The following is a 24,275-nucleotide window of genomic DNA, read 5'->3' on the forward strand; positions in this document are numbered from 1 at the left end:
TTTATTTCTTAAAATAAATATCTAAACGAGAAAAACAATGATAGAAATTACAATGTCTAATTTTGAATTATATGATCATAGAGCAATAAATTCATACAATACAGTAGTAATAATAATATAAGGAAATAAGTAATTTATGTCATATCAATATGTTTATGAAATGGTTGGTTTAAGCAAAATTATAAATGGTAAACGAATTTTAAAAGAAACAAATTTATCATTTTTACCAAAAGCTAAAATCGGTATAATAGGTCCAAATGGAGCAGGCAAATCGACTTTATTAAAAATAATGGCAGGTATTGATAAAGAGTTTGAAGGTAAAGCAACAGCTAAAATTGGTATAAAAGTAGGATATTTACCTCAAGAACCGTATCTTGATGCTAGTAAAAATGTTTTTGATAATATCATAGAAGGTCTTCATGAAAAGAAAAAACTTATTGATGAATTTAATTATATAAGTAACAAATTTGCTGCTGAAATCGCTGATGAAGAAATGCAAAAGCTTTTTGATAAACAAGCAGAATTGCAAGAAAAAATAGACAATTGTGATGGATGGAATCTAGAACGTGAAATAGAGATCGCAATGCTTGCTTTACGTTGCCCACCAAAAGAAGCAGATATTACAAAAATTTCCGGTGGAGAAAAAAGAAGAGTGGCTTTATGTAAATTGCTTTTAGAGAAACCTGATATGTTGTTACTTGATGAACCTACAAATCATTTGGATGCAGAATCAGTTTCTTGGCTTGAGGATTATTTAAAGCATTATGAAGGTACTGTAATAGTAATTACCCATGATCGTTATTTTTTAGATAATGTTACAGAATGGATATTACAAATAGATCGTGGAAATTGTATACCGTGGGAATTAAATTATAGTTCTTGGCTTGAGCAGAAGCAAAAAAAATTAGCTTTAGAAAGTAAAGAAGACGATGATAGAAAAAACCAATTGAATCGTGAACTTGAATGGATTCGTCAAACTCCAAAAGCTAGACAATCAAAAAATAAAGCACGTATTACAGCATATCAAGAGTTATTAAATAAACAACAAGAACAAAAAACTGATCCTACTCAAATAATTATACCTAACGGACCTCGTTTAGGTGATCTTGTTATTGAAGCAGAACATATAGCTAAAAAATTTAATAATAAAATATTATTATCAGATTTTAGTTTTAAAGTTCCACGTGGAGCTATTGTAGGAATTATTGGACCGAATGGAGCAGGTAAGTCTACTTTGTTTAATATTATTACAGGTAAAATAATGCCAGATAGTGGTTCTATTAAAATTGGTCAAACGGTAAAATTAGGTTATGTCGATCAATCACGGGATCATTTAGATGATAATAAGACTATATGGGAAGAAATTTCAGAAGGTCTAGATGAATTACAACTTGGTAATAGAATAATTAAAAGTAGAGCTTATTGTGCAGCTTTTAATTTTAGAGGCGGTGATCAACAAAAAAAAGTTGGACAACTTTCAGGTGGAGAACGTAACAGAGTACATTTGGCAAAATTACTAAAAGAAGGAGCAAATGTTATATTATTAGATGAGCCGTCTAATGATTTAGATATTGATACGTTAAGAGCACTTGAAGATGCTATTTTAGATTTTGCAGGTTGTGTATTAGTGATTAGTCATGATAGATGGTTTTTAGATAGAATAACCACTCATATTATATCATATGATAAAGAAAATAATGCTACATGGTTTGAAGGAAATTATCAAGATTATCATGAATATATGCTAAGTACTAACGGGGAAAGTATTTTAAATCCAAAATATAAACATAAGAAATTAATATAAATATGTCTTTAACGCAAATATTATTAATTTTGTTTGTAGGAATATTGGTAACAAAACCGCATGATATTTTTATAATTATTAAAGAATTAAAAAAAATAAAAGCGTATTTAATTAATATTAAGTCATCTATTGTAAAAAATATAGATGAACCGTTAGAAACAGAGCAGGTAAATTTTTATTTAAAAAAATTATTAACCTAGAAGGTTATTATCATGGTAGTTATGATTTAACGACAATAAAAGAAAAATATTATACACTAATAATTAATAATGACTTAATAGAAAATGAATCAGTACCTGATATAACAGAGAAACACTAATCCGTGCCTCGTTCAATTGATTAAATCTAAGAATTATGCAAAAAGTAGTAAAACTTAACAATATCAAAATAGGAAATGATTTACCGTTTGTTCTAATTACAGGGCCTTGTCAGATTGAAGGAAAAGATCATGCGTTGTTTATGGCAGAAAAACTTGTTAAATTAACTAGCAAGCTTGAGATTCCATTTATTTATAAATCTTCTTTTGATAAAGCTAATAGAACTTCCGTACATGGGATTAGAGGAGTTGGTATTGAGAAAGGTTTAGACATTTTATCAAAAGTAAAATCTGAATTCGATTGCCCTATTGTTACTGATGTTCATTCAGAGAGTCAATGTATTGAAACAGCCGAAGTAGCAGATATTTTACAAATTCCGGCATTTTTATGTAGACAAACCGACTTGCTTCAAGCTGCAGCAAAAACAGGTAAAATAGTAAAAGTAAAAAAAGGACAGTTTCTAGCTCCGTGGGATATGAAAAATGTACAAACAAAACTAGAAACTTTTGGAGTAAAGGATATATTATTTACAGAGCGAGGAGCATGTTTTGGCTATAATAACTTGGTATCTGATATGCGTAGTCTTGCAATAATGGCAGAGTTAAATGTACCTGTAGTTTTTGATGCCACACATTCCGTTCAGCAACCGGGCGGGCTAGGAGGCAGTACCGGCGGAGAAAGAAAATATGTAGAGTTACTTGCAAAGGCAGCAACTTCTGTAGGTATCGCCGGTATGTATATGGAAGTACATCAAGACCCCGATAACGCTCCAAGCGATGGTCCATGTATGATGAAGTTGGATAATCTAGAGTCTATTCTTATCAAACTAAAAAAATATGATAAAATTACAAAAGAAAAATAACTTCAAATTTTACCTTTCAAAATATATATAAATATCCCCTATTAATTCAATTTTAAAATAGAAGTAATAATTTTTTACAATATAAAAAATAGAACTTTCTTATCGTTAGAATTTCACAAATTTGCCTTTAAATCTTTGTTGTAAATTTACTTATTTAGAATTTTTTTTAAAATAGTCTTAATATTGATTTATTCAGCTTATAGATCAAAAATGTTTTTATTTGTATAAATGCAAATAATTTATAGGTATAATTATTATATGGAATCAAATAAAAGCAGTTGGCAGTACACTGCTTGGTAGTCCTAAACAGAAAAATATCAATGATTTTTTGACGGAGTAAATAATAATATAAAATTAAAACCTTATCAAGTAACCGATAATGTAGAATCTAATAAAGAACAAAAAAAATCTTATAAAGAAGCATTAGAATGGCTTGATAAACTTACGGGATCGCAAGCTGAGCATATTATTATATCTATAAATGAAATAAAAGCCAATGCTCATTATTATTTAGGTATGATCTATGAAAATAGTAAATCGGAATTAGATTGGTTTAGAGCAATAAGAGAATATATTAGTACTCTGGAAATTGAGAAAGATTTTAACTTTCTCTATAACCATGATACAATTCCGTACATTTTTAGCAAAATTTGTAAAAAAAATAGGTGGATTATTTTAAATTTAGGGAGATTCTATAAGGACGAAAATAAAAGCGAAATAGTAATTAAATTGCTTCTTGAAGCAATAAAATATTTCAAGGTAAGTTTAAGTATAGACCCGATAGAAGAGTGTAGTTTTATTCTTAGAGAAATTTTTAACATCCCTAAGAATAAAAAAGAAGTAGAGAATTATCTATCTTTAAAAAAAGATCTTTATATATCTTTAGAAGAATTTTTATTTAAATTAAATTTAGTACCGCTAGCTGCTTTTGAATATTTAAAGGCTGCAAGTATAGCTAGCCCTCAGGAAGAACAAAAATTATTGTTAAAAGTTCATAAAGTTTATAGTACGGAGATGGAGGAAAATACTGCTTTTATACGCTCAATGCTTGACAAAGGTAAGATGGAAGATCTGAGTATAGTTACTAAAGAGGCTGACAGAACAAAATTTTTAAGTGATACACAGACTATAATAAATGATTTTGTTTCACTGCCGGAACTGCAAGCTAAGGAGTGGCCAGAAGTACAACAAAATCAAAATGAGCAATTGACTAATAATCAACAAGAAGTAAACAAATGCCAATTAATACAGGACATAGGCATTGGGTAGATAATGATACAAATAAGATAATATTTACTTATAATGATCCTTTAGGCAGATCGTTAAATTGATCATCCTGACTTAGTAAAACTTATTGCCGAGGTTTGCTCTGATGCAGAAATAATGGATTTAAAAACTCAACAACAAGAAGAAGGAAATACTTAGGACTACGGAGTTTTGGTATGCGATGATTTAATAAGACAATCTCAAGGCCTTAAAATTCTCTCTACGGAGCAATGTAAAGGACAAGGACTAAATTTAAGAAAATCTCAAGCTGAAACATTAAAACAAAGTTTAATAGCTCTCAAACAAGTCCAAGAACAACATGTTTATATTAACATTAGATAGTAATGCTTCAGATAACGAAGAAGATAAAGATAATAACGTTAATAGTAATGAAGTAGAGCGTCCTCCTTATGATAATAATGACGAAGTTGAGGTAGGTGGAGCAACTATGCAACTTAATGATTAACATTAAAAGTTTGACGTTGCGATGTCATTGCTGCTGTTGCAGGAATGACATCGGCATTCTAATAACAATGCCCACTCGCAATACTTGCATTTACACCGAGAAAGAATTACCGCAGCCGCATTTTGCTTTAGCTTGCGGATTACTAACGTTGAAATATGAACTGCCTAGTTCTTCTATAAAATCAAGAGTGCAATCTAGCATAAATTTTTGAGAGATAGGATCAATAATAATTGTAGCATTATGTTTAGTAATGACATAATCATCTTGCTCTATATTATCTTTTGAGACTAGTTCGTAATTATACATAAGTCCTGAGCAACCGCCGCTATCAACCGAAACTCGCAGTACTAAATTCTTATCTTTTTCTAGCTTTACTAACTCGCAAACCCGTTCAAAAGCTCTATCCGTAATTGTTATCGTCACTTAAAATTACCTTGTAAAAGTCTCATAAATTATATAGTATATCTTGATATTTTTCAAGTTGGCTTTGTTGTGTGGATACCCAATCGGCATTGCGAGCAGCCGTAGGCTGCGTGGTAATCTCATGAAATAATAACAAACTCCTGAGATTGCTTTGTCAATTGCTACGCAATTTCCTCGCAATGACGAAAAGTTAGAACCACAACAACGTCTTTCAAAATAAAGGATAACGATGCTTGCTTCATACGCTTCTGATCCTCTTAAAAGTAGGGGAAGATTATATAAGGAAATCCCGACCTCTTATAGAAACGAGTTTGAACGTGATCGTGATCGCATTATACATACTAATGCATTTAGGCGTTTGCAATATAAAACTCAAGTTTTTATTAATCACGAGGGAGATCATTACAGAAATAGGCTAACTCATTCTCTAGAGGTTTCGACTGTTGCACGTTCGGTCGCTAGTACTTTAAATTTATCAAATGATTTAGCTGAGACAATAGCACTTGCTCATGATCTTGGGCATACGCCTTTCGGTCATGCGGGAGAGCGGGCTTTAAATGAATGTATGAGAGAGTATAACGGCTTTTCTCATAATGCTCAATCTTTAAAGATACTAACATTACTTGAAAAAAGATATGCGGCTTATAATGGAGTAAATTTAACATGGGAAGTTTTAGAAGGAATAGTAAAACATAACGGTCCTATACTAGGCGAGATAAATGAATATATAGCAGAGTATAATAAGCAAAATGATTTAGAACTTAGTACCTATGCATCAGCAGAGGCTCAAATAGCAGCTCTTGCCGATGATATTAGCTATATTTCGCATGATTTGGAAGATAGTATCGGTGCTAAAATTATCGATTTTAATAGTCTTGCTGAACTTAAATATATTGATCAACATGTTGTTGAACTCAAGTCAAAATTTAAAAATATTAGTTCCTCATGTCTGATTTATGAGGTAGTACGTAAGCTAATACATGAGTTAATTACCGATTTATTATGGCAAACAAAAGAAAATTTAAATAAAGAAAAAATTACTAACATAGATGAGATACGTAACTTAAATTATCAGATAGTGGATTTTACGGAAAAAACTAATAAAAATATTAAGGAAACTAAGAAGTTTCTTCATGAGCGAGTTTATAAAAGTAATAAAATTACGGCCATCAGCCTTAAATGTACTAAAATCGTACAAGGGCTGTTTAAGATTTATATGGATGATATTAATTTATTGCCGGTTAATTGGAAAATGCTAATAGACTCTAATGAAACATATAGTAAAGCTAGAGTTGTTGCTGATTATATAGCAGGGATGACTGACCGTTTTGCCATTCAGGAATATAATCAGCTCTGCTCGACTTCCTACATAACTTGCTTCTAAGGGTAATTTGTGCGTCGACCCGGTACTCGCATCCTCACGTACTAAAGTGTACGCTGCGGTGCTGCGTTCTGTGTCTCCTACAAATTCCTCCTTATTAGCAAGTGTTTGTAAGAATTCTATTCGCTGAATTTTAATAACATTTAATAATTATGAATATATTTAATCAATTGAAACAAGATATAATTGTGGCAAGCAGGCAATTATATAATAATCAAGAAATAGCAAATACTGCTACTATTGAAATACCGAAAGATAGTTTTAACGGTGATTTATCAAGTAATGTTGCAATGATTATTGCAGCTAAAGAAAGTATTGCTCCTCGGGAAGTGGCTTTAAAATTTAAAGAAGTCCTTATAACATTACCTTATATTGCAAGTATAGAAATAGCAGGACCGGGCTTTATTAATTTTACTATAAAAGCTGATAGTTGGCAGGCATCAATAAAGGATATTTTACAGCATGAAGAAAAGTTTTTTGAAATTGATATAGATAAAAGCAGAAATATTAACATCGAGTATGTTTCGGCAAATCCCACCGGTCCAATGCATATAGGGCATGCTAGGGGTGCGGTATATGGTGATGTGCTAGCAAGGATTTTGCAAAAGGTAAGTTATTCCGTTACAAAAGAATATTATGTTAATGATGCAGGCTCACAAATAAATGATTTAGTTAGTACGGTATTATTACGTTATAAAGAGGCTTTAGGTGAGCAAATTACTATCCCTGCCGGGTTATATCCGGGAGAGTATTTAATTCCGCTTGGGCAAATTTTAGCGAAAGAATACGGCAATAAATTATTAACGATGAACTATGCTGAAAGGTTCAAAATAGTTAAAAGTTTTGCCGTAGAAAAAATGCTTGATTTAAATAGAAAAGATTTAGCAGATTTAGGGATTAAACATGATATATTTTTCTCTGAGCAATCATTGCATGATAAAGGTGAGATAGAGGAAACAGTTAAACTACTAGAGCGTATGGGGCTAATTTATGAAGGTACGTTACCTGCCCCTAAAGGTAAAATTCACGAAGAGTGGGATAATAGAGTTCAAAAATTATTTAAATCTACTAAGTACGGTGATAGTCAAGATCGTCCTATAGAAAAAGCTGATGGAAGTTGGTCTTATTTTGCTTCTGATCTTGCATATGCTAAGGATAAAATAGAGCGGGGAGCGAATCACTTAATTTATGTACTTGGTGCCGATCATAGTGGATATGTTAAAAGAATTGAGGCAATAGTTAAAGCTTTAGGTAAGGAGCAGGTTAAAGTGGACGTTAAAATCTGTCAATTGGTCAATTTCGTTGAAAACGGTGTGCCGGTTAAAATGTCAAAACGTCTTGGGAACTTTGCTAGTGTGCAAGACGTAAATCATGAGGTGGGGAAAGATATCATAAGATTTATGATGTTGACTAGACAAAATGATAAGCCACTTGATTTTGATTTGGTAAAAGTGAAAGAACAATCAAGAGAAAATCCTATCTTTTATGTACAATATGCACATGTGAGAACGATATCTATTTTATCAAAAGCTAGAGAATTAATTCCTGAATCTTATAATAACTTTGAATCAGGTAAGTATGATTTATCTTTATTATCCTCTGAAGAAGAAATTGAGATTATAAAACTTTTGGCTAGCTGGACAAAAACATTAGAAGCATCTGCAAAATATTTTGAACCGCATCGCATCGCATTTTATTTAATAAATTTAGCCTCAAAATTTCATTCTATGTGGAATTTCGGTAAAGAAAATAGCGATTATAGATTTGTAATTGAGAGCAATAAAGAATTAACTCTAGCACGCCTTGCTCTTGCAAGTGCCATACAGAAAGTTATAGCTAGCGGTCTCGAAGTGATAGGTGTAGAACCAATGAACAAAATGTAGTTAGGTTTTCATCGTCATTGCAAGGAGGTATTGCTCATGTGGATACCGAGTCGTCATTGTGAGCAGCCGTAGGCTGCGTGGCAATCTCATGAAATAATACTCCTGAGAGTGCTTCGTCAAAACTTACAATTTTTCCTCGCAATGACGTTTTTCTATTATCAAATTACTAAATATGATCAATAATATTTTTATTAAAATATTTCTAGTATTTTTAGTATGTATGTCCGCTATTTATTTTGGTTATCAATATTATCAGAATAGCAAGCCAGTAATTACTATTTATCCTGATGAGCTGCCTACAAAAATAAAACCGTCTATAATAGAAAATAACCAAATAGCCGCAGTACATAGTACGATATATGAAAATCTTATTGCTAAAGATACAAATATTAAAACCGTAAAATTGCTTCCTGACCCTGAGAAACCTATGAGTATAGATTCTCGCAACCAAAGTCAAAGCGATGAATCTTTTGATGAAATATCTAACCTTATTGCATTAATAGAGCCAAATAATAACTCCAAAAATGAAACGGATTTAAATATAATAAAGCTTGAAAAAGGAAGTAAAGATAAGGTTAGTAATGCTAAAAATTGTAAAAATAATGAAAGTTATAAAGTACAACTAGGTTCGGTAAAATCTGAAACAGAAGCAATGAAAGAAGGAGAAAGAATAAAAAAGCAATTCCCGAAAATTCTTAAAAATGTTGTTATCACAACCAAAAAAGTTAAATATGACGACGGCAAATTTTTCTATTTAATCTTAGCCGGTGATTATGGTAGTCTTAGTCAAGCTAAAGCGGTTTGTAAGAAATTAGCTTATAATAAGCAGAGTTGTGTGTTGAAGTGATATTTGTATACTCTTATGTCATTCCTGCGAAAGCAGAAATCTATCATAAAGCGAGATAAATCGAGCTTTTAATTTTAAGAATTTGCTGTGTTTATACTTTTTTTCTGGATTCCTGCGTTCGCAGGAATGACATAGAGAACCACGCAACAACGACTATAAATAAAAACTAAATAACTTATGAAAGAAGATAAAATAGAAAATATTGACTTTGGTAATGCATTATCAGAGCGTTATCTTGCTTATGCGTTATCAACAATTATGTCACGTTCGCTTCCTGACGTACGTGACGGACTCAAGCCTGTACATCGTAGGTTATTATACGCAATGCTACAGTTAAGGCTTGAGCCGAATTCCGGCTATAAGAAATGTGCTAGGGTGGTCGGTGACGTAATAGGTAAATACCACCCGCACGGTGATGTGGCAGTGTATGATACCTTGGTACGCCTTGCTCAGCATTTTTCGTTGCGTTATCCTTTAATTGATGGGCAGGGTAATTTCGGCTCTATCGACGGTGATAATGCAGCAGCTATGCGTTATACTGAATCACGTATGACGGACATATGTACGTTATTAATGGAGGACATCGATAAAGATACGGTAGATTTTCGCCCTACTTATGATGGTTCCGATTTAGAACCGGTAATAATGCCGGCAAGTTTTCCGAATTTACTAGCTAATGGTTCTGAAGGGATAGCAGTCGGTATGGCAACCAATATACTGCCGCATAATTTACATGAGCTTTGTGATGCTCTAATACATTTAATTAACCATCCGAAAGCTGAAATTAACGATATAATGAACTTTGTCAAAGGTCCTGATTTTCCGACCGGCGGCATAATTATTGATAAAGCTGAAGTTATTAATGCTGCATATACTACTGGACGCGGTAGTCTTAGAGTGAGAAGCAGATGGGAAAAAGAGGAGCTAAGTTACGGTACATATCAGATAGTCGTAACCGAGATACCTTATCAGGTTCAGAAATCAAAACTTATAGAACAAATAGCAATATTACTAAAGGATAAAAAAATTCCCCTTGTTAGCAATATTAGAGATGAATCAACAGACATTATAAGGTTGGTTATAGAGCCGACAGATCGGGGATGTGATCCGCAAATAGTTATGGAATCTCTATTCAAGCTAACGAATTTAGAAAGCCGCATTCAGTTAAATATGAATGTGATCGGCAGTAATAACGTGCCGAGAGTAATGAATATTTTAGAGATTTTACAAGAGTTTCTATATCATAGACAAAATATTGTTACTCGCAGATCAACTTATCTTTTAAACAAAATCAAGCATCGTTTAGAAATTCTAAAAGGACTTAGGATAGCTTATCTAAATCTTGATGAGATAATTAAAATTATTCGTGAAGAAGATGAGCCAAAAGCGATAATGATGGAGCGGTTTAAACTAACCGAAATACAAGTAGAAGCGATATTAAATACCCGTCTTCGCTCGCTTCGCAAGCTTGAAGAGCAGGAAATTATTAATGAGCATAGTAATTTGCAGAAGCAACAAGCTATATTAGAAGAAATTCTAAATAATCCTAAAGAACTATGGAAAATAGTTAAAAAAGAAATCAAAACAGTACAAACGAAATTTGGATTAAATACGGTAATAGGAGCAAGGCGTACAAGCTTTGAGGAAGTAACGTTTACGAATCAAGTAGTTGATATAACGGCTTTCATTACTAAAGAGCCGATTACTATTATCTGCTCAAAAATGGGGTGGGTGCGTTCGTTAAAAGGTCATAACACCGATTTATCGACTATCAAATATAAAGAAGGTGATGCAGAAAAATTTATTTTAGAAGCTTACACGACTGATAAAATATTAATAGTTAGTTCAGAAGGCAGATTTTTTACTTTGCTTGCCGATAATATTTCCAAAGGTAAAGGAACAGGGGAATCTATAAAGCTACTTGTGGATATAGGTAATAACGATATTACGAATATTTTAGTCTATAAACCTGATCAGCTTTTATTACTTGCAAGTAGTGTAGGTAAGGGGTTTTTAGTTAATTCAAATGAAGTAATGGCTCAAACAAAAACAGGAAAGCAAATTATGAATGTACCGGATGGTCATGTATGTATAGCTTGTTTACCTGTAAACGGTGATAGTATTGCTTGTATCGGTGAAAGTCGTAAATTATTGGTATTTAATATAGATGAAATACCTGAAATGAAAAAAGGGCAAGGTGTAACGCTGCAAAAATTTAAGAATGCTAAGCTTCTAGATATTAAAATATTCAATAAAGAAGACGGCTTAGGTTGGAATAACAATGGAAAAGTAAAACTTGAGAAAAACATTGTTGCATTTTTAGGCAAAAGAGGTAGTACCGGTAAATTACCTCCTATGGGCTTCCCAAAAAATAATAGATTTTCATCATATTAATATAGGAGGGAAAAGATTTTCATTGTCCTCTGATGCTGGTTTTCGATGTTCTGAGTTACATATCTTTAGAGAATTATCCTGTTGCATATTAAAAAACTTCAATGCTGCCTCAAAATCCCTGTCTTTTGTATAGACTTTCTGAATATTTAAAGCATGTAATATTGTAAATATTTTTTAAGTTGGAACTAGAAACAAAATTATATGCATCTTTAAATAATAATTTAGAAGCGGTTGCATATCTTGTAACTGCTTTTAATCCATTTACAAAGGCATATCCTGAGCTTGTAAATTGAGCATGATTCACAGTGTTACTCCTGTTTTAAAATAATAAAAATCATATATCACATGATTACCATATATTGTGGTTGCATCACAATATATGGTAATCAGAGAAAATCAATATCTAAAAATAAAAAAAGTAAAATATATAATTTTATTTAATCAAAAGGCAGTATAGAATGAATTTTTCAAGGTTTGGGCCGGTACTTGAAGTACAAAAGCTAAGCATAATTTGACAAGAATTAGAGTACTGTAAGCTAATAGAATGGTTTAAAGATTTAACAGAAGAGAAAACAAGATTATTACAACAACGGAACTATAAAGTTTATTGATAGTTCAATTAAAAAAAATATAATAATCAAGGCATAAGATTACTCTAAGCCTTGATTATAATAGTGATGGCAATTAATTTGTAAATAATTAAAACTTAAGTTTTGTACCTATAAGACCAACAGTACCTCGTGTTGTTTTACTAGGTGCTTCAGGATAATATACAGGTTTACCTTTAGCTTGGAAATGAGAAATTTCAGCATATGGTAATAAACCAGGCATGATCTTATATTCAGTAGCGAGGCTTACAGCATCAACGGTGTTTTTATATCTTGAAGTTTTAAGATATTCAAGACTTGTTTTTATAGGTCCTTGTCCATAAGCAACTGCTCCATTGTAATAATAGGTATCACGACCGACTTTATAATATTCCTTAGCGGTTAAGCTTTTACCTAAATTACCGTAAGAAGCACCACAAGAGAAATTACCGTAAGTAAATACAGCTCCAAGATTATATGCTTTTAAATTAGAAAGTTTATAGGTATTAAGCACTTGAATTGTAGTTCCGTCCATTTTAGCATGAATAAGACGACGAGCAGGTTTACCGTATTCTCCGGTGACAGATAGTTTTAAGTCTGCATCTTCGCTAATTTCATGTTCATAAGTTAAGCCGGCAGAAAAAGCATCCCTAATATTCTGATTAATAGTCATGGTTTCGTTATTCTCTAATTTAACCGTCTTTATTCCGGTTTTAGAAACACTAACTCCGTTTCTGCCTGAGCTTTCAAGCGTTAAATTATTTATATCTCTATTACCGCCTGTATTAGCAGTATCGGGAGTATAAGAAACTCCGGCTTGGAAGCCTTTCATTTTAGGCGTGAAAAAATTCAATCTTCTAGCTCTCTCAGCTTTATCATTGATTTGATCAAAAGAATTAGAGTATGACTCAAGATAAAAGCTAGCATTAGTATCAAAATCCGATTTTAAACCATTATATCGCATATATTGACCGTCAAGTAGAGCATATCTAGACCATCCTCCGGTACCTGCAGTTACTTGACTACCGGTAATACGCAACTTAGCGCTTGCATCAGCAGGAGAACCTAGTTCTACTTTACCGTAACTAGTTTCAATAAATATATGTGATCCATTATAACTTGTAGAGGTTTTTGCTCTTGTAGTAGGCTGAAGCACTATTTTAGCACCTGCTATTACATCATTGATAGTTTTAGCAATAGTGGCCGCAAACGCTGCTTCCGTGTAAAACCCTAGCTTTTTCCTGTTATCAGTTACATTTTTATCAAATAAAATTAAGTGATCCTGTTTAATATAACCGTTTTCAAATAAATAGAATCCTTCTAATTTTATTTCAGTATCAGAATTAGAAATAACAGGTGTTGGATTTTCTTCGGCAAGACCAGCCGATGCAAGGCAAATAATACTTGCAGCTAATAATAATTTTTTCACTTTAATAAAGCTCCTATAAACTTAATAAAATTTACTATACAAAGTAAATTTTTAGTATTAATAAATATAAAATTAACTATGCTATAATATAATAATACTTATTCAAAATTGACAATAAAAAACTATTTTAATTTGTAATATAATTTTAAGTATATAATGTTGTATTATTATCACTATCATTATTCAAGTAGTCTCAGACTTATAGTTTTAAAGAAAAATTTTGTATTGTAAATAATTATGAGTTATAATCATTAGTTTATTAATTAAATCAAGTTTTGATTATGGCTATAATGTCAGATAAGTGGATAAAAGAAGCTGTTATAAATCACAGTATGATAAGGCCCTTTGCGGAAAAGCAGGTAAGAGTGCATAATAAAGAAAAGATTATTTCTTACGGCTTATCTTCTTACGGCTATGATGCTAGAGTATCTAATGAATTTAAAATATTCACCAATATAAATTCTACTACGGTTGATCCAAAAAATTTCAGTGAATATAATTTAGTTGATAGAGAAGTAGATGTGTGTATTATCCCACCTAATAGCTTTGCCCTTGGCAGAACTATAGAATATTTTAAAATACCGCGTGATGTATTAGTTATTTGTGTCGGCAAGTCCACTTATGCAAGATGCGGTATAATAGTAAATGTGACTCCGTTAGAACCGGAGTGGGAAGGACATGTAACTTTAGAGTTTTCTAATACTACTCCATTACCTGCTAAAATATATGCAAATGAAGGAGCTTGTCAGTTTTTATTTTTAAAGAGTGATCAAATTTGTGATACTTCATATGCCGATCGCCAAGGAAAATATATGAAACAAGTAGGCGTAACTTTACCGCTAACATAACTTTTTTATGTAAAAAATTATATTAAATTTTTAATAAGGATTTTTATGAGTACAATAAACACCGATACTAATAAGACAATGCCGCATATTTCCGTTAATGCACAATATATAAAAGATTTATCTCTTGAGAATCCTTCTGCCCCGTCTTCTCTTGCGGCTTTGGATCAACGCCCTCAAATTGATTTATCTCTAGATATAAATATTACTAATTTATCGGAAGAAAATTTCTATGAAGTAGAGTTAAATATCGAGGCAATTGCAAGAAATGAGAAATATAAATTATTTCAGATAGAATTAAAATATGCTGGAGTATTTAATTTAATTAATATTGATTCTGAACAACATCCGGTTTTATTATCCGTTCATTGTCCGGCAATGATATTTCCATTTGCCAGAAAAATTATAGCTAGCTGTACTCAAGATGCAGGATTCCAGCCTTTAATGATTGATCCTATAGATTTTGGTGCCTTATATCATAAGAAAATGTCAGAGCATCAAAACTAAGAAAATCATTTAATTATTTAATAAATTTCATTTTAAACGCCATGGTTTTTAAACCACAGATAGATCTTAATAGTAAAAATTTTATCAATTTGATTAAATATTCTTTACTTATATTATTAATGAATGTATACAGCACTAGATAAAAAATTATAATGTAGTTAACAATAATTACCTGTAATTAAATTATAGCACAATATAAAAATTGAATTTTATGGAGAAAAATAATGAGAGTTTTGTTAATTGAAGGCGAGCCGGAAATGGCTAACTTAATTGAACTAACTTTAGCTTCAGAAGGGATAGTTTGCGATAAAGCTTCAGTTGGTGTAGAAGGTTTAAGACTTGGTAAAGTTGGTGGTTATGATCTAGTAATCTTAGACCTTATGTTACCGGATATTAATGGTTTTAAGATATTACTAAGATTGCGTGCTGCAAAAATAAAAACCCCAATCTTAATTTTATCTAGCTTAACGGATACGTATCAAAAGATTACTGGTTTCTCTTCCGGAGCCGATGATTATCTAACCAAGCCGTTTGTAAGAGAGGAATTAATTGCTAGAATTAAAGCTATAGTTAGACGTTCTAAAGGTCATGCAGCATCAGTATTTAGGTTTGATAAGGTTAGCATAAACCTAGATACTAGAAGTGTAGAAGTTGACGGCAAAAAAGTACATTTGACGAACAAAGAATATGCTATTTTAGAGCTATTAGTACTCCGAAGAGGAACTATCTTAACTAAAGAAATGTTCTTAAATCACTTATATAGTAGTGTTGATGAACCGGAAATGAAAATTATTGACGTATTTATTTGTAAACTTCGTAAAAAGTTAAGTGATGCTGCCGGCGGTAGAGATTATATCGACACAGTATGGGGACGTGGTTATATGCTAAAAGAATATGATGAGTTACAACAAAAAGAAATTTTAGCACAAGGAGCATAATTAATGCCTTTATCTACTTCTTTACTTGGTAAAAAAAGTACTTATAAAGATAGTTATGATGTGACTTTATTATTTAAAATTCCACGTATAAATAATCGAAACGAACTTGGAATAAATAGTAATAATCTTCCGTTTTACGGTGTAGATGTTTGGAATACATATGAACTATCTTGCCTTAATAAGAACGGTAAGCCATGGGTTGGAGTAGGCACTTTTTATATACCGACGGATTCTGAAAATATAGTAGAATCAAAATCATTTAAATTATATCTAAATTCTTTTAATAACTTTGTTGTTGAATCAGTAAAAGAACTAGAAAGAATTATCTTGCAGGATCTAAGTAATGTTACACACGCTAAAGTAACAGGACGTATATTTCCTATAAATACAAAAGTAGAATTTGGTGTTCCCAGTGGTAAAAATATCGATGATTTAGATATAGTATGCAATAATTACGGTGCACCCGATAATAGTTTAATTGAGTATGAAGATGTTTTGGTAGAAGAAGAGATTAATTCTAATTTACTCAAATCAAATTGCCTAGTAACCAGTCAACCGGATTGGGGTACAATCGTTATAAAATATAAAGGAAAAAAGTTAAAATATGATTCTTTTCTGAAATATTTAATATCTTTTAGAAATTGTAATGAGTTTGCAGAGCAGTGTGCTGAGCGTATTTTTACAGATATTAAAAACGCTATAAGTCCTGATTTTCTTTCTATTTATATAGTATATGCTAGGCGTGGAGGAATTGATATTTGTCCCTATCGTTCTACCGATAAAAGTTATACTTTACCTAGCGATAAACGATTTATTAGGCAATAATCACTTTTCTACTCCATAAAAAAATCCGTTTGTGAGAAAAGTATTGTCAGTGTGGATTGAAAAACGCATCCGTTGTCATTCCGTGGCTTGACCACGGAATCTAGCTTAAAATACTATTAATAGTATTTTAGGTTTTTTTTGGATCCCGTGGGTCAAGCCACGGGGTGACACAGTGGATTTTACCGGTCCATCCAGCAATGTTCTGACTATACAGAAATGACATAAACGAGCCACGCAATAACGCTGATCAAGGCGTGGTAACAATCAAAAATAATTCACGTAAGCAAGCTTTTCGCAGGATAGCAGTTAGTATAATTTTATGATTCTTTTGTAGGATTTTGTGGAGGCTTTAGGCTTTCTACTATTTTATTCAGGTCTATTTGACTACAGATCCCCAGTAATACGGGATCACGAGGACGAATAGAATTCATATTCCAATGGCTACGGGTTCTAATAGCATCTATAGTAATTTTAGTAGTACCTATTAATTTAATTATTTGATGGTCTTGGATGTTCGGATAATTAGACAATAACCAATATATAGCATCCGGTTTATCTTGACGTCTTGCTATAGGAGTGTATTTAGCACGTTTTTTTTTCTGATTTTTCATCAATTCATCAGCAGGGCTATATGAAATTTGTAAATTAGCATTAGGATCTTTACTGCAACGCTCAATTTCCTCTAAAGTTAACTGACCGTTTGCAATTGGATTTAAACCTTTTATAGAGTGTGCTACTTCACCGTCAGCCATACCTTTTATTTCAAATTCATGAATACCGCAAAAATCGGCAATTTGTTTAAAAGTTAAAGAAGTATTTTCAATTAACCATATAGCCGTGGCTTTTGGCAGAAGCGGTAATGTTTTTTGCGAATTCATTATAATTGTTTTTTAGCTTAATTTAAGAAAATATAACAAATAGAGTTATTTAAGTCAATCTTCATTTAGAAACTTAACTATCTCCTCAACTACTTTCTTAGCATCGCCGAATAACATAAAAGTATTATCGTGATAAAATAGCGCATTTTTTATACCTGCATATCCGGATGCCATAGAACGTTTAATAAACAAAATCGTACGTGCTTTTTCGACATCGAGTACCGGCATACCGTAAATTGGACTGTTCGGATCATTTTTAGCAGCAGGATTAGTTACGTCATTTGCACCAATCACAAGCACTACGTCAGTGGTAGCGAAATCTCTATTAATTTCTTCAAGCTCAAGTACTTTCTCATAATCTATATTAGCTTCTGCAAGTAAAACATTCATATGCCCCGGCATTCTACCTGCTACCGGATGTACGGCAAAACGTACATTAATATCTGAACGTTCTAATATATCAACCATCTCTTTTATGATATGCTGAGATTGGGCTACTGCCATACCGTAACCGGGAACAATTATCACCGATGATGTATTAAGTAGTAAATGTGCCGCATCTTCAGGGCAGCTTGTTTTTGCTATTTTATTGTCGTCTATATCCTTGTTAATTCCAGTAGGTGCAGGCAAAAACGCCCCAAAAATAACCTTAATTAATGAGCGATTCATTGCTTTGCACATTATATAGCTAAGTATAGCTCCGCTACTACCGACTAATGCTCCAGTAATAATAAGTAGGCTATTGCCAAGCGTAAAGCCTATACCTGCTGCCGCAAAACCTGAATAAGAATTTAGCATTGAGACTATAACAGGCATATCTGCACCGCCTACCGGTATTATTAGTAATACTCCGATTAACAGTGATAAAAAGACTATTAGATTAAATAAAAATATATTCTCTGAACGAATAAACGATATTACTAGAATAACCAATATTATTGCCGTTAATAAGCATATATATTGCTGACCGTAGAATTTTAACGCGCTACTTTTCATTAAGCCTTGTAGTTTTAGAAAAGCTATAATCGAACCGCTAAAAGTTAAAGCACCGATAGAGACGCCTACTAATATTTCTATTAATGCATTAATCGGTAAACTTCCTGCTATTCCTATAGAAAAATTTTCAGGAGCAAGTACTGTAGCATAAGCTACAAATACCGCAGCAAGACCGACAAAAGAGTGAAATCCCGCTACTAATTGAGGCATTGTGTCATGGAGATTTTAAGTGCGATAATCCCGCCGATTACAGCACCTAATAATATGGTTGCTATAATGGGTAATTTATGAGTAAAATCCGGTAGGAAAAAAGTAACGATGACTGCTATCGCCATCCCCAAAATACCTATGGTACTGCCTAAACGTGCTTGTTTCTGTGAGGATAAGAATTTGAGTGATAGAATAAAGCAAACAGCCGCAACTAAGTATAATAACTGGATAATTTGTAGGGACATAGGTGAATGTATGTTTATATTATTAGCTATTTAGTGTCATACCGCGGCTTGACCACGGTATCCAAAAAAAATAAAAAAACTGGATCCCGCGATCAAGTCGCGGGATGACAAATACGCTTCAAGAACCATGCAACAAGGCTAAAAAGTAAATCCTATACCTATAGAAACTATTAAAGGATTAAGTTTAACTTTAGAGGTCATGGTTTTATTACCTACTAAATTCGGTTTATACTCAAGTTTAGGATTTAAGAAAAATTGTCTTACGTCAATATTGATTAAAGTATCGTCTGTAGCATAAAAATCTACACCTATTTGTCCTACGGCACCGTGTCCGTTTCTAATTTTAAGACCGGTAGCTTGAGTAAGCATATAAGAACTGTGATAACCTATACCTATATATGGTCTTATTCCACCATAAGGAGCTATATGAAATTGTCCGGTAACTGTTGCAGGAATCATATAAATAGGTTTGTTTTTTCCTAGTTTAACATTATCAACGCCATAATTATGAGCAACGGCTGCAAGGGATGTATATTTAGTGCGTAAAACATTAAAGCCAAGTGATAATTCAGTAGCTAAATAATTATTAAAGAATATAGTAGTGGACGCATCACCTCCATAACCGTTTTTTGCCACTTCTCCTACTGAAACAGGTTGAGGAGAGGTAGGAGTAGGTAATCCTTTTTGCTTAGCACTTGAAACAACACCTCCTAGACGCATCTTGAAAACTAAACTGCCTTCGTTTTCGTAATACGGTGTACTATCATAGTCAGAAGCAGAGTCTACATAATCATACATGCTTTTAGCAAAACTATTAATACTTATGGTGGATACAAACAAAATTATCCCTAATTTTTTCACTATTCTTAACATATAATTATAACCTTTACTTGCTTAAAATTGATTACCGTATTATTATATAAAATTTTTGTTTATATATTTATACCATTGTCATAAAAGATAGAATTCTTTTATGCTAAAAGTCAAGACATTTAAGTAAAATTATAGAAATTATTGGAGCATATTAATGAATGATGCATTAAAAACATATTTAACCGGTATAGGTTGGTTTTTACTTAGTTTAGTAAGTAGTAGTGCCAATGATGTAATATCTAAATATCTTGGGACTCGTTTACATAGCTTTGAAGTAGCTTTTTTCCGCTTCTTTTTCAGTAGCATAGTTTTACTACCTTTTGTTGTTTATTATGGTAAAAATACTTTAAAAACAAGTCGTCCTTTTGTACATATATTAAGAGGGTTATTATTATTTTTCGGTATGACTTCTTGGACTTACGGTCTTACCATAGCTCCCGTTACTACTGCAACAGTCGTAAGTTTTTCTATTCCTTTATTTACTTTAATACTTGCCGTATTTTTTCTGAACGAAAATATTATTTGGCCAAGATGGGTAGTTACCGTAGTAGGATTTATAGGACTTGTTATTACGCTTAAACCGCATGCCGAGGATTTTAACCCAGAAATTTTGTATTTTGTATTAGCCGCTATTTCATTTGCTATGCTTGATATTATTAATAAAAAATTCGTAATAAAAGAATCGATGATTAGCATGCTATTTTATTCGGCAATAGTAACTGCTATAGTGTCGTTACCTGTAGCATCGCAGTATTGGCTAACTCCTAGTAGTTTTGAATTAGCTTTATTGTTTGTACTCGGTAGTAGCGGAAGCTTAATATTATTCTTCCTGCTTAAAGCTTTTTCCATGGTAGATGCAACCGCTACCGCTCCTTATAGATATTTAGAGCTGGTGATTTCGGTAATAGCGGCATATTTCATATTTAACGAATTTCCTGATAAAAGCACACTTCATGGAGCAGTAATAATAATTCCTACCACCTTGTTTATAATATATTCCGAAAAAAAAGCTATGAATAGAAAACATGAATTGCAGTAAACTAGTATTTTCAAGCGGTATCGCTAACATTTTTGAATGGTATGATTATGTATTATTCGGTTATTTTGCACCCATAATAGGAACAAAATTTTTTCCAAATGATGATGCTAATACTTCTTTACTGCAAGTTTTTTTAGTATTTGCTATAGGTTATTTGGCAAGACCGTTGGGCGGCATATTTTTTGGTGTTATCGGTGATAGATTTGGACGCAAAGTAGCCTTAACTAGTGCGTTATTTTGCATGTCTGCCCCAACCGTATTAATAGGAATATTACCAACTTACCATACTATCGGTATAACTGCGACTATATTAATGATTTGTGTACGAATTCTACAAGGATTATCAATGGGGGGAGTTTTGACCGGCTCTATTTCCTTTGTTATTGAGCATACTAGCCATAAACACCAAGGCTTCATCGGTAGTATTTCAATGTCTAGTATATGCGCTGGTTTATTGCTTGGTTCTTTTGTTTCTTATATAGTTAAGAATATCCTAACAGCTTCACAATTTGATAGTTTTGGCTGGAGAATACCTTTTTTACTTGGTTTTTTTATTCTTTTTGCAGCATTTTATATTAAAAAAAATACACACGAAACACCGAATTTTAAAAATCTAAGAGAGCAGAAAAAGATTTTACAATCACCATTAAAAAAAGTCATTACCAATTATTGGTTTGATATATTAATCTCGATTTTTATCAATGCTCCCGGTTCGATAATATTCTATCTAACTACAATTTACTTGGTATCGTTTTTAAAAATCAGCCGCAACTTTACTGAAAATGAGGTAAATAGCCTTGCTAGCGTGTGTTACGTGATTATGATAGCCGTAACTTTATTAAGCGGTTATCTATCCGATATTATAGGTCGCAGGAAAATTTTTGTAATTAATCTGATAATAATTATTGTAACAACGCCATTTTTACTTAATAATTTTGAGAATGGGGTCTTCACAAGTGTAATTATCTCACAATTGATACTTGCTATACTTGCTGCTAGCTATATTGGTCCTGAACCGGCATTACAAGCAGAATTGTATCCTACAAATATACGTAACACTGCTCTCTCTATTTCATATAACACTGCTACAAGTATTTTTGGTGGTACTACGCCTCTTGTCTTTGAATATTTAGTACACAAAACAGGGCATGTAACCTCAGCAGTTTATTATGTCATATTAAGCTGTATTTTTGCATTGATTGCCTTATCTTTTTACAAAAATAGAAGTTTAGATAAAATATGAAAAAATTACAAAACCTGCAAACCTAGTTGAATTTAATAACAAAATTGTAGTCTTTAAACCTAAGAGTTATTACTATGGCGATGCTTGTGAACATAAAATAACTGCAAAGGGATTAGTCTTTGCCAGTATCTCTGAGGATACATCAATCATTCCAGAACTTTTAAAGAAGTAACTAGTGACGAAGCAATTTCAAGGATAGATCTAGACTTATTCGGTACATGTCATAGAGTTACTACGAGTGTAACGGCTGACCTTCTACAATAAGAAGAAAATGGTTGTTTGGCAATGAGGCTTGTTACTGCAGAAGAGATACCCAAATTACACAAGTTAGTACAAGATAATAAAATGATATTAGCATGCCAAACCAAAGAAAAAACACTAAAGATTTTAAGTGATTATTTACAGAAAGAATTTGGGATGCATGCTAATGAAACTACAGTAGCATCTTATGATGGGGGACATATAAGTGGAGCGAATGAAGAGATCGAATAAGAGCTTTTTTGTAAAGAGTAAACGAATTTCCAAAATTTTTCTTGATTTAATGACAAATATGTGCCAAAAAGGGTTTGAAATAATCTTGCTACTATAGCTCAGGGGTAGAGCACTTCATTGGTAATGAAGAGGTCGGGGGTTCGATTCCCCCTAGTAGCACCACCACACATCCTAAGCTTTGTGAGTTTTTAACCTTTCTTGAAAAATTCATATGCTGATTTTAGTCTAGTTTCTGTCAGATACTATTAAATAGTATTATGTTTATTTTATAAAGCTAAGTTGCAAATAATATAAAACTAATGTATGATTTACATTTAAAATACGGTAACGATTATTTTATTATATGATAGACATTCTTCTTTTTGTACATATTACTATTGCAATATTGCTAATTATAGTTATTCTGATGCAGCGTAGCGGATCGGATGGAATTAGTAGTATAAGCGGCGGTAATAATATGGGAGTAGTCAGTGCTAAAACAGTCGGTAATTTTCTTACTAAAAGCACTATAATACTGACAACATTATTTTTAATAAATGCAATAGTACTTGCTAACCTTTCCTCAAAAAAGAAATCTGATTTAGTTTCTAAGATTAATGAAATTGAAGAAAATCAAGCAGAAAATAGTTTACCTATAGCTAAATAGTTACAGCTTTATCTTAGTAATATCTCTCATACTTGTCATTGTCTACCTTTGTTAGTATTGTTGCGTGGATCGGTCAAATCCACTGTGTCACCCCGTGGCTTGACCACGGGGTGACAGATAAAAGTACTGGATTCCTGCTTTTGCGGGAATGACATAACAGGAGTCATGTAACAACACCTATGGATCAATGGCATGACATCAGAGAATTTAGTATAGTTTTCAGAACTCCCAATATATATTATTAGAGTACAGCAATGTTTTTGCACCTAAAATAATTTTAGAAATGTCTATAGAATTTAATATAAAAGAAAAAATTTATATCATTTTATGTACGTTTTTTACAGTCCTTATTATAGTAGGAAACTTAATATAGCAAAAATTTGTTTACCTTAATATTTTTAATTTTTATATTCTTGAATTATCTATAGGAGCAATTTTTTACCCGTTAACTTTTTTATTAACGGATTTAATAGCTGAGTTTTACAATAAAGAAAGAGCCAAATTTTGTGTAAAGCTTGCTATTATTTTTAATATAATAGTAGTTTTAATAATAAGTCTCATGGATAAATTGGAAGCTACTAATATCTTTTTTAGTATCAACTTTTGCCTGTTATATAGCTCAACTTGTTGATATTAATATCTATTTATGGATCAGAAATAATTTTAGTACGGCAATTTCTTTATTTATCGATACTTTTATTGTAATTGGGATTATGAGCTTATTTAATATTTTTCCTTTTGACCAATTAGGTCATCTTGTACTTAATAGCTATTCATTTAAACTATTTTTTACTATATTTAGTACTCCAGTATTCTATGCAGGAGTTTGGTTAATAAGTTTATTTATTAAGAAAGGATAAGCTCTTAGGAAAAGCTTAT

Annotated in this window: 21 protein-coding genes, 1 tRNA gene and 4 pseudogenes; 20 read left to right on the forward strand and 6 right to left on the reverse strand. The window is 32.1% G+C overall.

Annotated features, from left to right (window positions below; translation table 11 throughout):
• The first annotated feature begins 136 nt into the window (after positions 1-136).
• From ettA to RPR_RS08520, 6 genes and pseudogenes are all read left to right on the forward strand, one after another.
• On the forward strand, positions 137-1,804 hold the full coding sequence (ettA, locus tag RPR_RS02600) for an energy-dependent translational throttle protein EttA (protein WP_012736592.1): 1,668 nt from the start codon (positions 137-139) through the stop codon (positions 1,802-1,804).
• A 2-nt stretch (positions 1,805-1,806) separates the two neighbouring features.
• Positions 1,807-2,123: pseudogene (locus RPR_RS02605) on the forward strand (DUF2672 domain-containing protein).
• 35 nt (positions 2,124-2,158) lie between these two features.
• A complete protein-coding gene (kdsA, locus tag RPR_RS02610) occupies positions 2,159-2,983 on the forward strand; it encodes a 3-deoxy-8-phosphooctulonate synthase (protein WP_012736593.1) in 825 nt (274 codons plus the stop codon).
• 729 nt (positions 2,984-3,712) lie between these two features.
• Positions 3,713-4,252 carry a hypothetical protein gene (locus RPR_RS02615; RefSeq protein ID WP_085065636.1) on the forward strand — a complete coding sequence of 180 codons (540 nt, stop codon included), beginning with the start codon at positions 3,713-3,715 and terminating at the stop codon, positions 4,250-4,252.
• Entirely contained in the window at positions 4,219-4,314 is a 96-nt protein-coding gene (locus tag RPR_RS09880; protein ID WP_410526304.1) for a hypothetical protein, read from the forward strand. The genes RPR_RS02615 and RPR_RS09880 overlap by 34 nt, the downstream gene beginning before the upstream one ends.
• A gap of 254 nt (positions 4,315-4,568) precedes the next feature.
• Complete coding sequence (locus tag RPR_RS08520) at positions 4,569-4,715, forward strand: hypothetical protein (RefSeq protein WP_187145800.1); 147 nt, start codon at positions 4,569-4,571, stop codon at positions 4,713-4,715.
• A gap of 90 nt (positions 4,716-4,805) precedes the next feature.
• Here RPR_RS08520 and RPR_RS02620 read toward each other — a convergent pair whose 3' ends face one another.
• The gene (locus RPR_RS02620; protein ID WP_012150318.1) at positions 4,806-5,138 is read right to left on the reverse strand and encodes an iron-sulfur cluster assembly accessory protein; all 333 of its coding nucleotides are present in this window, start codon (positions 5,136-5,138) and stop codon (positions 4,806-4,808) included.
• A 229-nt stretch (positions 5,139-5,367) separates the two neighbouring features.
• Between RPR_RS02620 and RPR_RS02630 the strand changes: the two genes are divergently transcribed.
• Positions 5,368-6,522 (forward strand): deoxyguanosinetriphosphate triphosphohydrolase, encoded by a 1,155-nt coding sequence (locus RPR_RS02630; RefSeq protein ID WP_012736594.1) that lies wholly within the window; start codon positions 5,368-5,370, stop codon positions 6,520-6,522.
• On the opposite strand, the pseudogene RPR_RS09885 reads toward RPR_RS02630, so the two are convergent.
• Positions 6,457-6,648 (reverse strand): annotated as a pseudogene (locus RPR_RS09885) (palindromic element RPE1 domain-containing protein); the annotation flags it as partial. The gene RPR_RS02630 and the pseudogene RPR_RS09885 sit on opposite strands and share 66 nt — an antisense overlap.
• A 23-nt stretch (positions 6,649-6,671) precedes the next feature.
• Here RPR_RS09885 and argS point away from each other — a divergent pair.
• From argS to parC, 3 genes are all read left to right on the forward strand, one after another.
• The gene (argS, locus tag RPR_RS02640; RefSeq protein ID WP_012736595.1) at positions 6,672-8,402 is read left to right on the forward strand and encodes an arginine--tRNA ligase; all 1,731 of its coding nucleotides are present in this window, start codon (positions 6,672-6,674) and stop codon (positions 8,400-8,402) included.
• 172 nt (positions 8,403-8,574) lie between these two features.
• Entirely contained in the window at positions 8,575-9,249 is a 675-nt protein-coding gene (locus tag RPR_RS02645; RefSeq protein WP_012736596.1) for an SPOR domain-containing protein, read from the forward strand.
• Between the two features lie 177 nt (positions 9,250-9,426).
• Entirely contained in the window at positions 9,427-11,643 is a 2,217-nt protein-coding gene (parC, locus tag RPR_RS02650; RefSeq protein WP_012736597.1) for a DNA topoisomerase IV subunit A, read from the forward strand.
• Positions 11,644-12,342: 699 nt separating this feature from the next.
• Here parC and RPR_RS02655 read toward each other — a convergent pair.
• Entirely contained in the window at positions 12,343-13,659 is a 1,317-nt protein-coding gene (locus RPR_RS02655; RefSeq protein WP_012736598.1) for a porin, read from the reverse strand.
• Positions 13,660-13,940: 281 nt separating this feature from the next.
• Here RPR_RS02655 and dcd point away from each other — a divergent pair, with 281 nt between their 5' ends.
• From dcd to queF, 4 genes are all read left to right on the forward strand, one after another.
• Complete coding sequence (gene dcd, locus RPR_RS02660; RefSeq protein WP_004996797.1) at positions 13,941-14,507, forward strand: dCTP deaminase; 567 nt, start codon at positions 13,941-13,943, stop codon at positions 14,505-14,507.
• A gap of 45 nt (positions 14,508-14,552) precedes the next feature.
• Positions 14,553-15,011 carry a protein-export chaperone SecB gene (gene secB / locus RPR_RS02665; protein ID WP_012736599.1) on the forward strand — a complete coding sequence of 153 codons (459 nt, stop codon included), beginning with the start codon at positions 14,553-14,555 and terminating at the stop codon, positions 15,009-15,011.
• Between the two features lie 224 nt (positions 15,012-15,235).
• Positions 15,236-15,949 (forward strand): response regulator transcription factor CtrA, encoded by a 714-nt coding sequence (gene ctrA / locus RPR_RS02670; protein WP_012736600.1) that lies wholly within the window; start codon positions 15,236-15,238, stop codon positions 15,947-15,949.
• Positions 15,950-15,952: 3 nt separating this feature from the next.
• A complete protein-coding gene (gene queF, locus RPR_RS02675) occupies positions 15,953-16,774 on the forward strand; it encodes an NADPH-dependent 7-cyano-7-deazaguanine reductase QueF (RefSeq protein WP_012736601.1) in 822 nt (273 codons plus the stop codon).
• A gap of 317 nt (positions 16,775-17,091) precedes the next feature.
• Here queF and RPR_RS02680 read toward each other — a convergent pair whose 3' ends face one another.
• The 3 genes and pseudogenes from RPR_RS02680 to RPR_RS02695 form a co-directional block, all read right to left on the reverse strand.
• The gene (locus tag RPR_RS02680; RefSeq protein WP_012736602.1) at positions 17,092-17,652 is read right to left on the reverse strand and encodes a cell cycle transcriptional regulator TrcR; all 561 of its coding nucleotides are present in this window, start codon (positions 17,650-17,652) and stop codon (positions 17,092-17,094) included.
• 54 nt (positions 17,653-17,706) lie between these two features.
• Positions 17,707-19,103 (reverse strand): annotated as a pseudogene (locus tag RPR_RS02685) (NAD(P)(+) transhydrogenase (Re/Si-specific) subunit beta).
• A 138-nt stretch (positions 19,104-19,241) separates the two neighbouring features.
• Positions 19,242-19,976: an OmpW family outer membrane protein gene (locus tag RPR_RS02695; protein WP_012736604.1), complete on the reverse strand. Its 735-nt coding sequence runs from the start codon at positions 19,974-19,976 to the stop codon at positions 19,242-19,244.
• A 154-nt stretch (positions 19,977-20,130) separates the two neighbouring features.
• On the opposite strand from RPR_RS02695, the gene RPR_RS02700 reads away from it, so the two are divergent.
• The 6 genes and pseudogenes from RPR_RS02700 to RPR_RS02730 all read left to right on the forward strand — a co-directional run bounded on the left by RPR_RS02700 (position 20,131) and on the right by RPR_RS02730 (position 24,256).
• Positions 20,131-21,015 (forward strand): DMT family transporter, encoded by an 885-nt coding sequence (locus RPR_RS02700; protein WP_012736605.1) that lies wholly within the window; start codon positions 20,131-20,133, stop codon positions 21,013-21,015.
• On the forward strand, positions 21,002-22,258 hold the full coding sequence (locus tag RPR_RS02705) for an MFS transporter (RefSeq protein ID WP_012736606.1): 1,257 nt from the start codon (positions 21,002-21,004) through the stop codon (positions 22,256-22,258). The genes RPR_RS02700 and RPR_RS02705 overlap by 14 nt, the downstream gene beginning before the upstream one ends.
• 279 nt (positions 22,259-22,537) lie before the next feature.
• Complete coding sequence (locus RPR_RS02715) at positions 22,538-22,750, forward strand: hypothetical protein (protein WP_085065637.1); 213 nt, start codon at positions 22,538-22,540, stop codon at positions 22,748-22,750.
• Between the two features lie 87 nt (positions 22,751-22,837).
• A tRNA-Thr gene (locus tag RPR_RS02720) sits at positions 22,838-22,912 on the forward strand.
• Positions 22,913-23,093: 181 nt separating this feature from the next.
• On the forward strand, positions 23,094-23,396 hold the full coding sequence (secG, locus tag RPR_RS02725) for a preprotein translocase subunit SecG (RefSeq protein ID WP_004996773.1): 303 nt from the start codon (positions 23,094-23,096) through the stop codon (positions 23,394-23,396).
• A 283-nt stretch (positions 23,397-23,679) separates the two neighbouring features.
• Positions 23,680-24,256: pseudogene (locus RPR_RS02730) on the forward strand (queuosine precursor transporter).
• Positions 24,257-24,275 lie beyond the last annotated feature (19 nt).

The sequence above is a fragment of the Rickettsia peacockii str. Rustic genome, assembly GCF_000021525.1.
GTDB classification, from domain to species: Bacteria; Pseudomonadota; Alphaproteobacteria; order Rickettsiales; family Rickettsiaceae; genus Rickettsia; species Rickettsia rickettsii.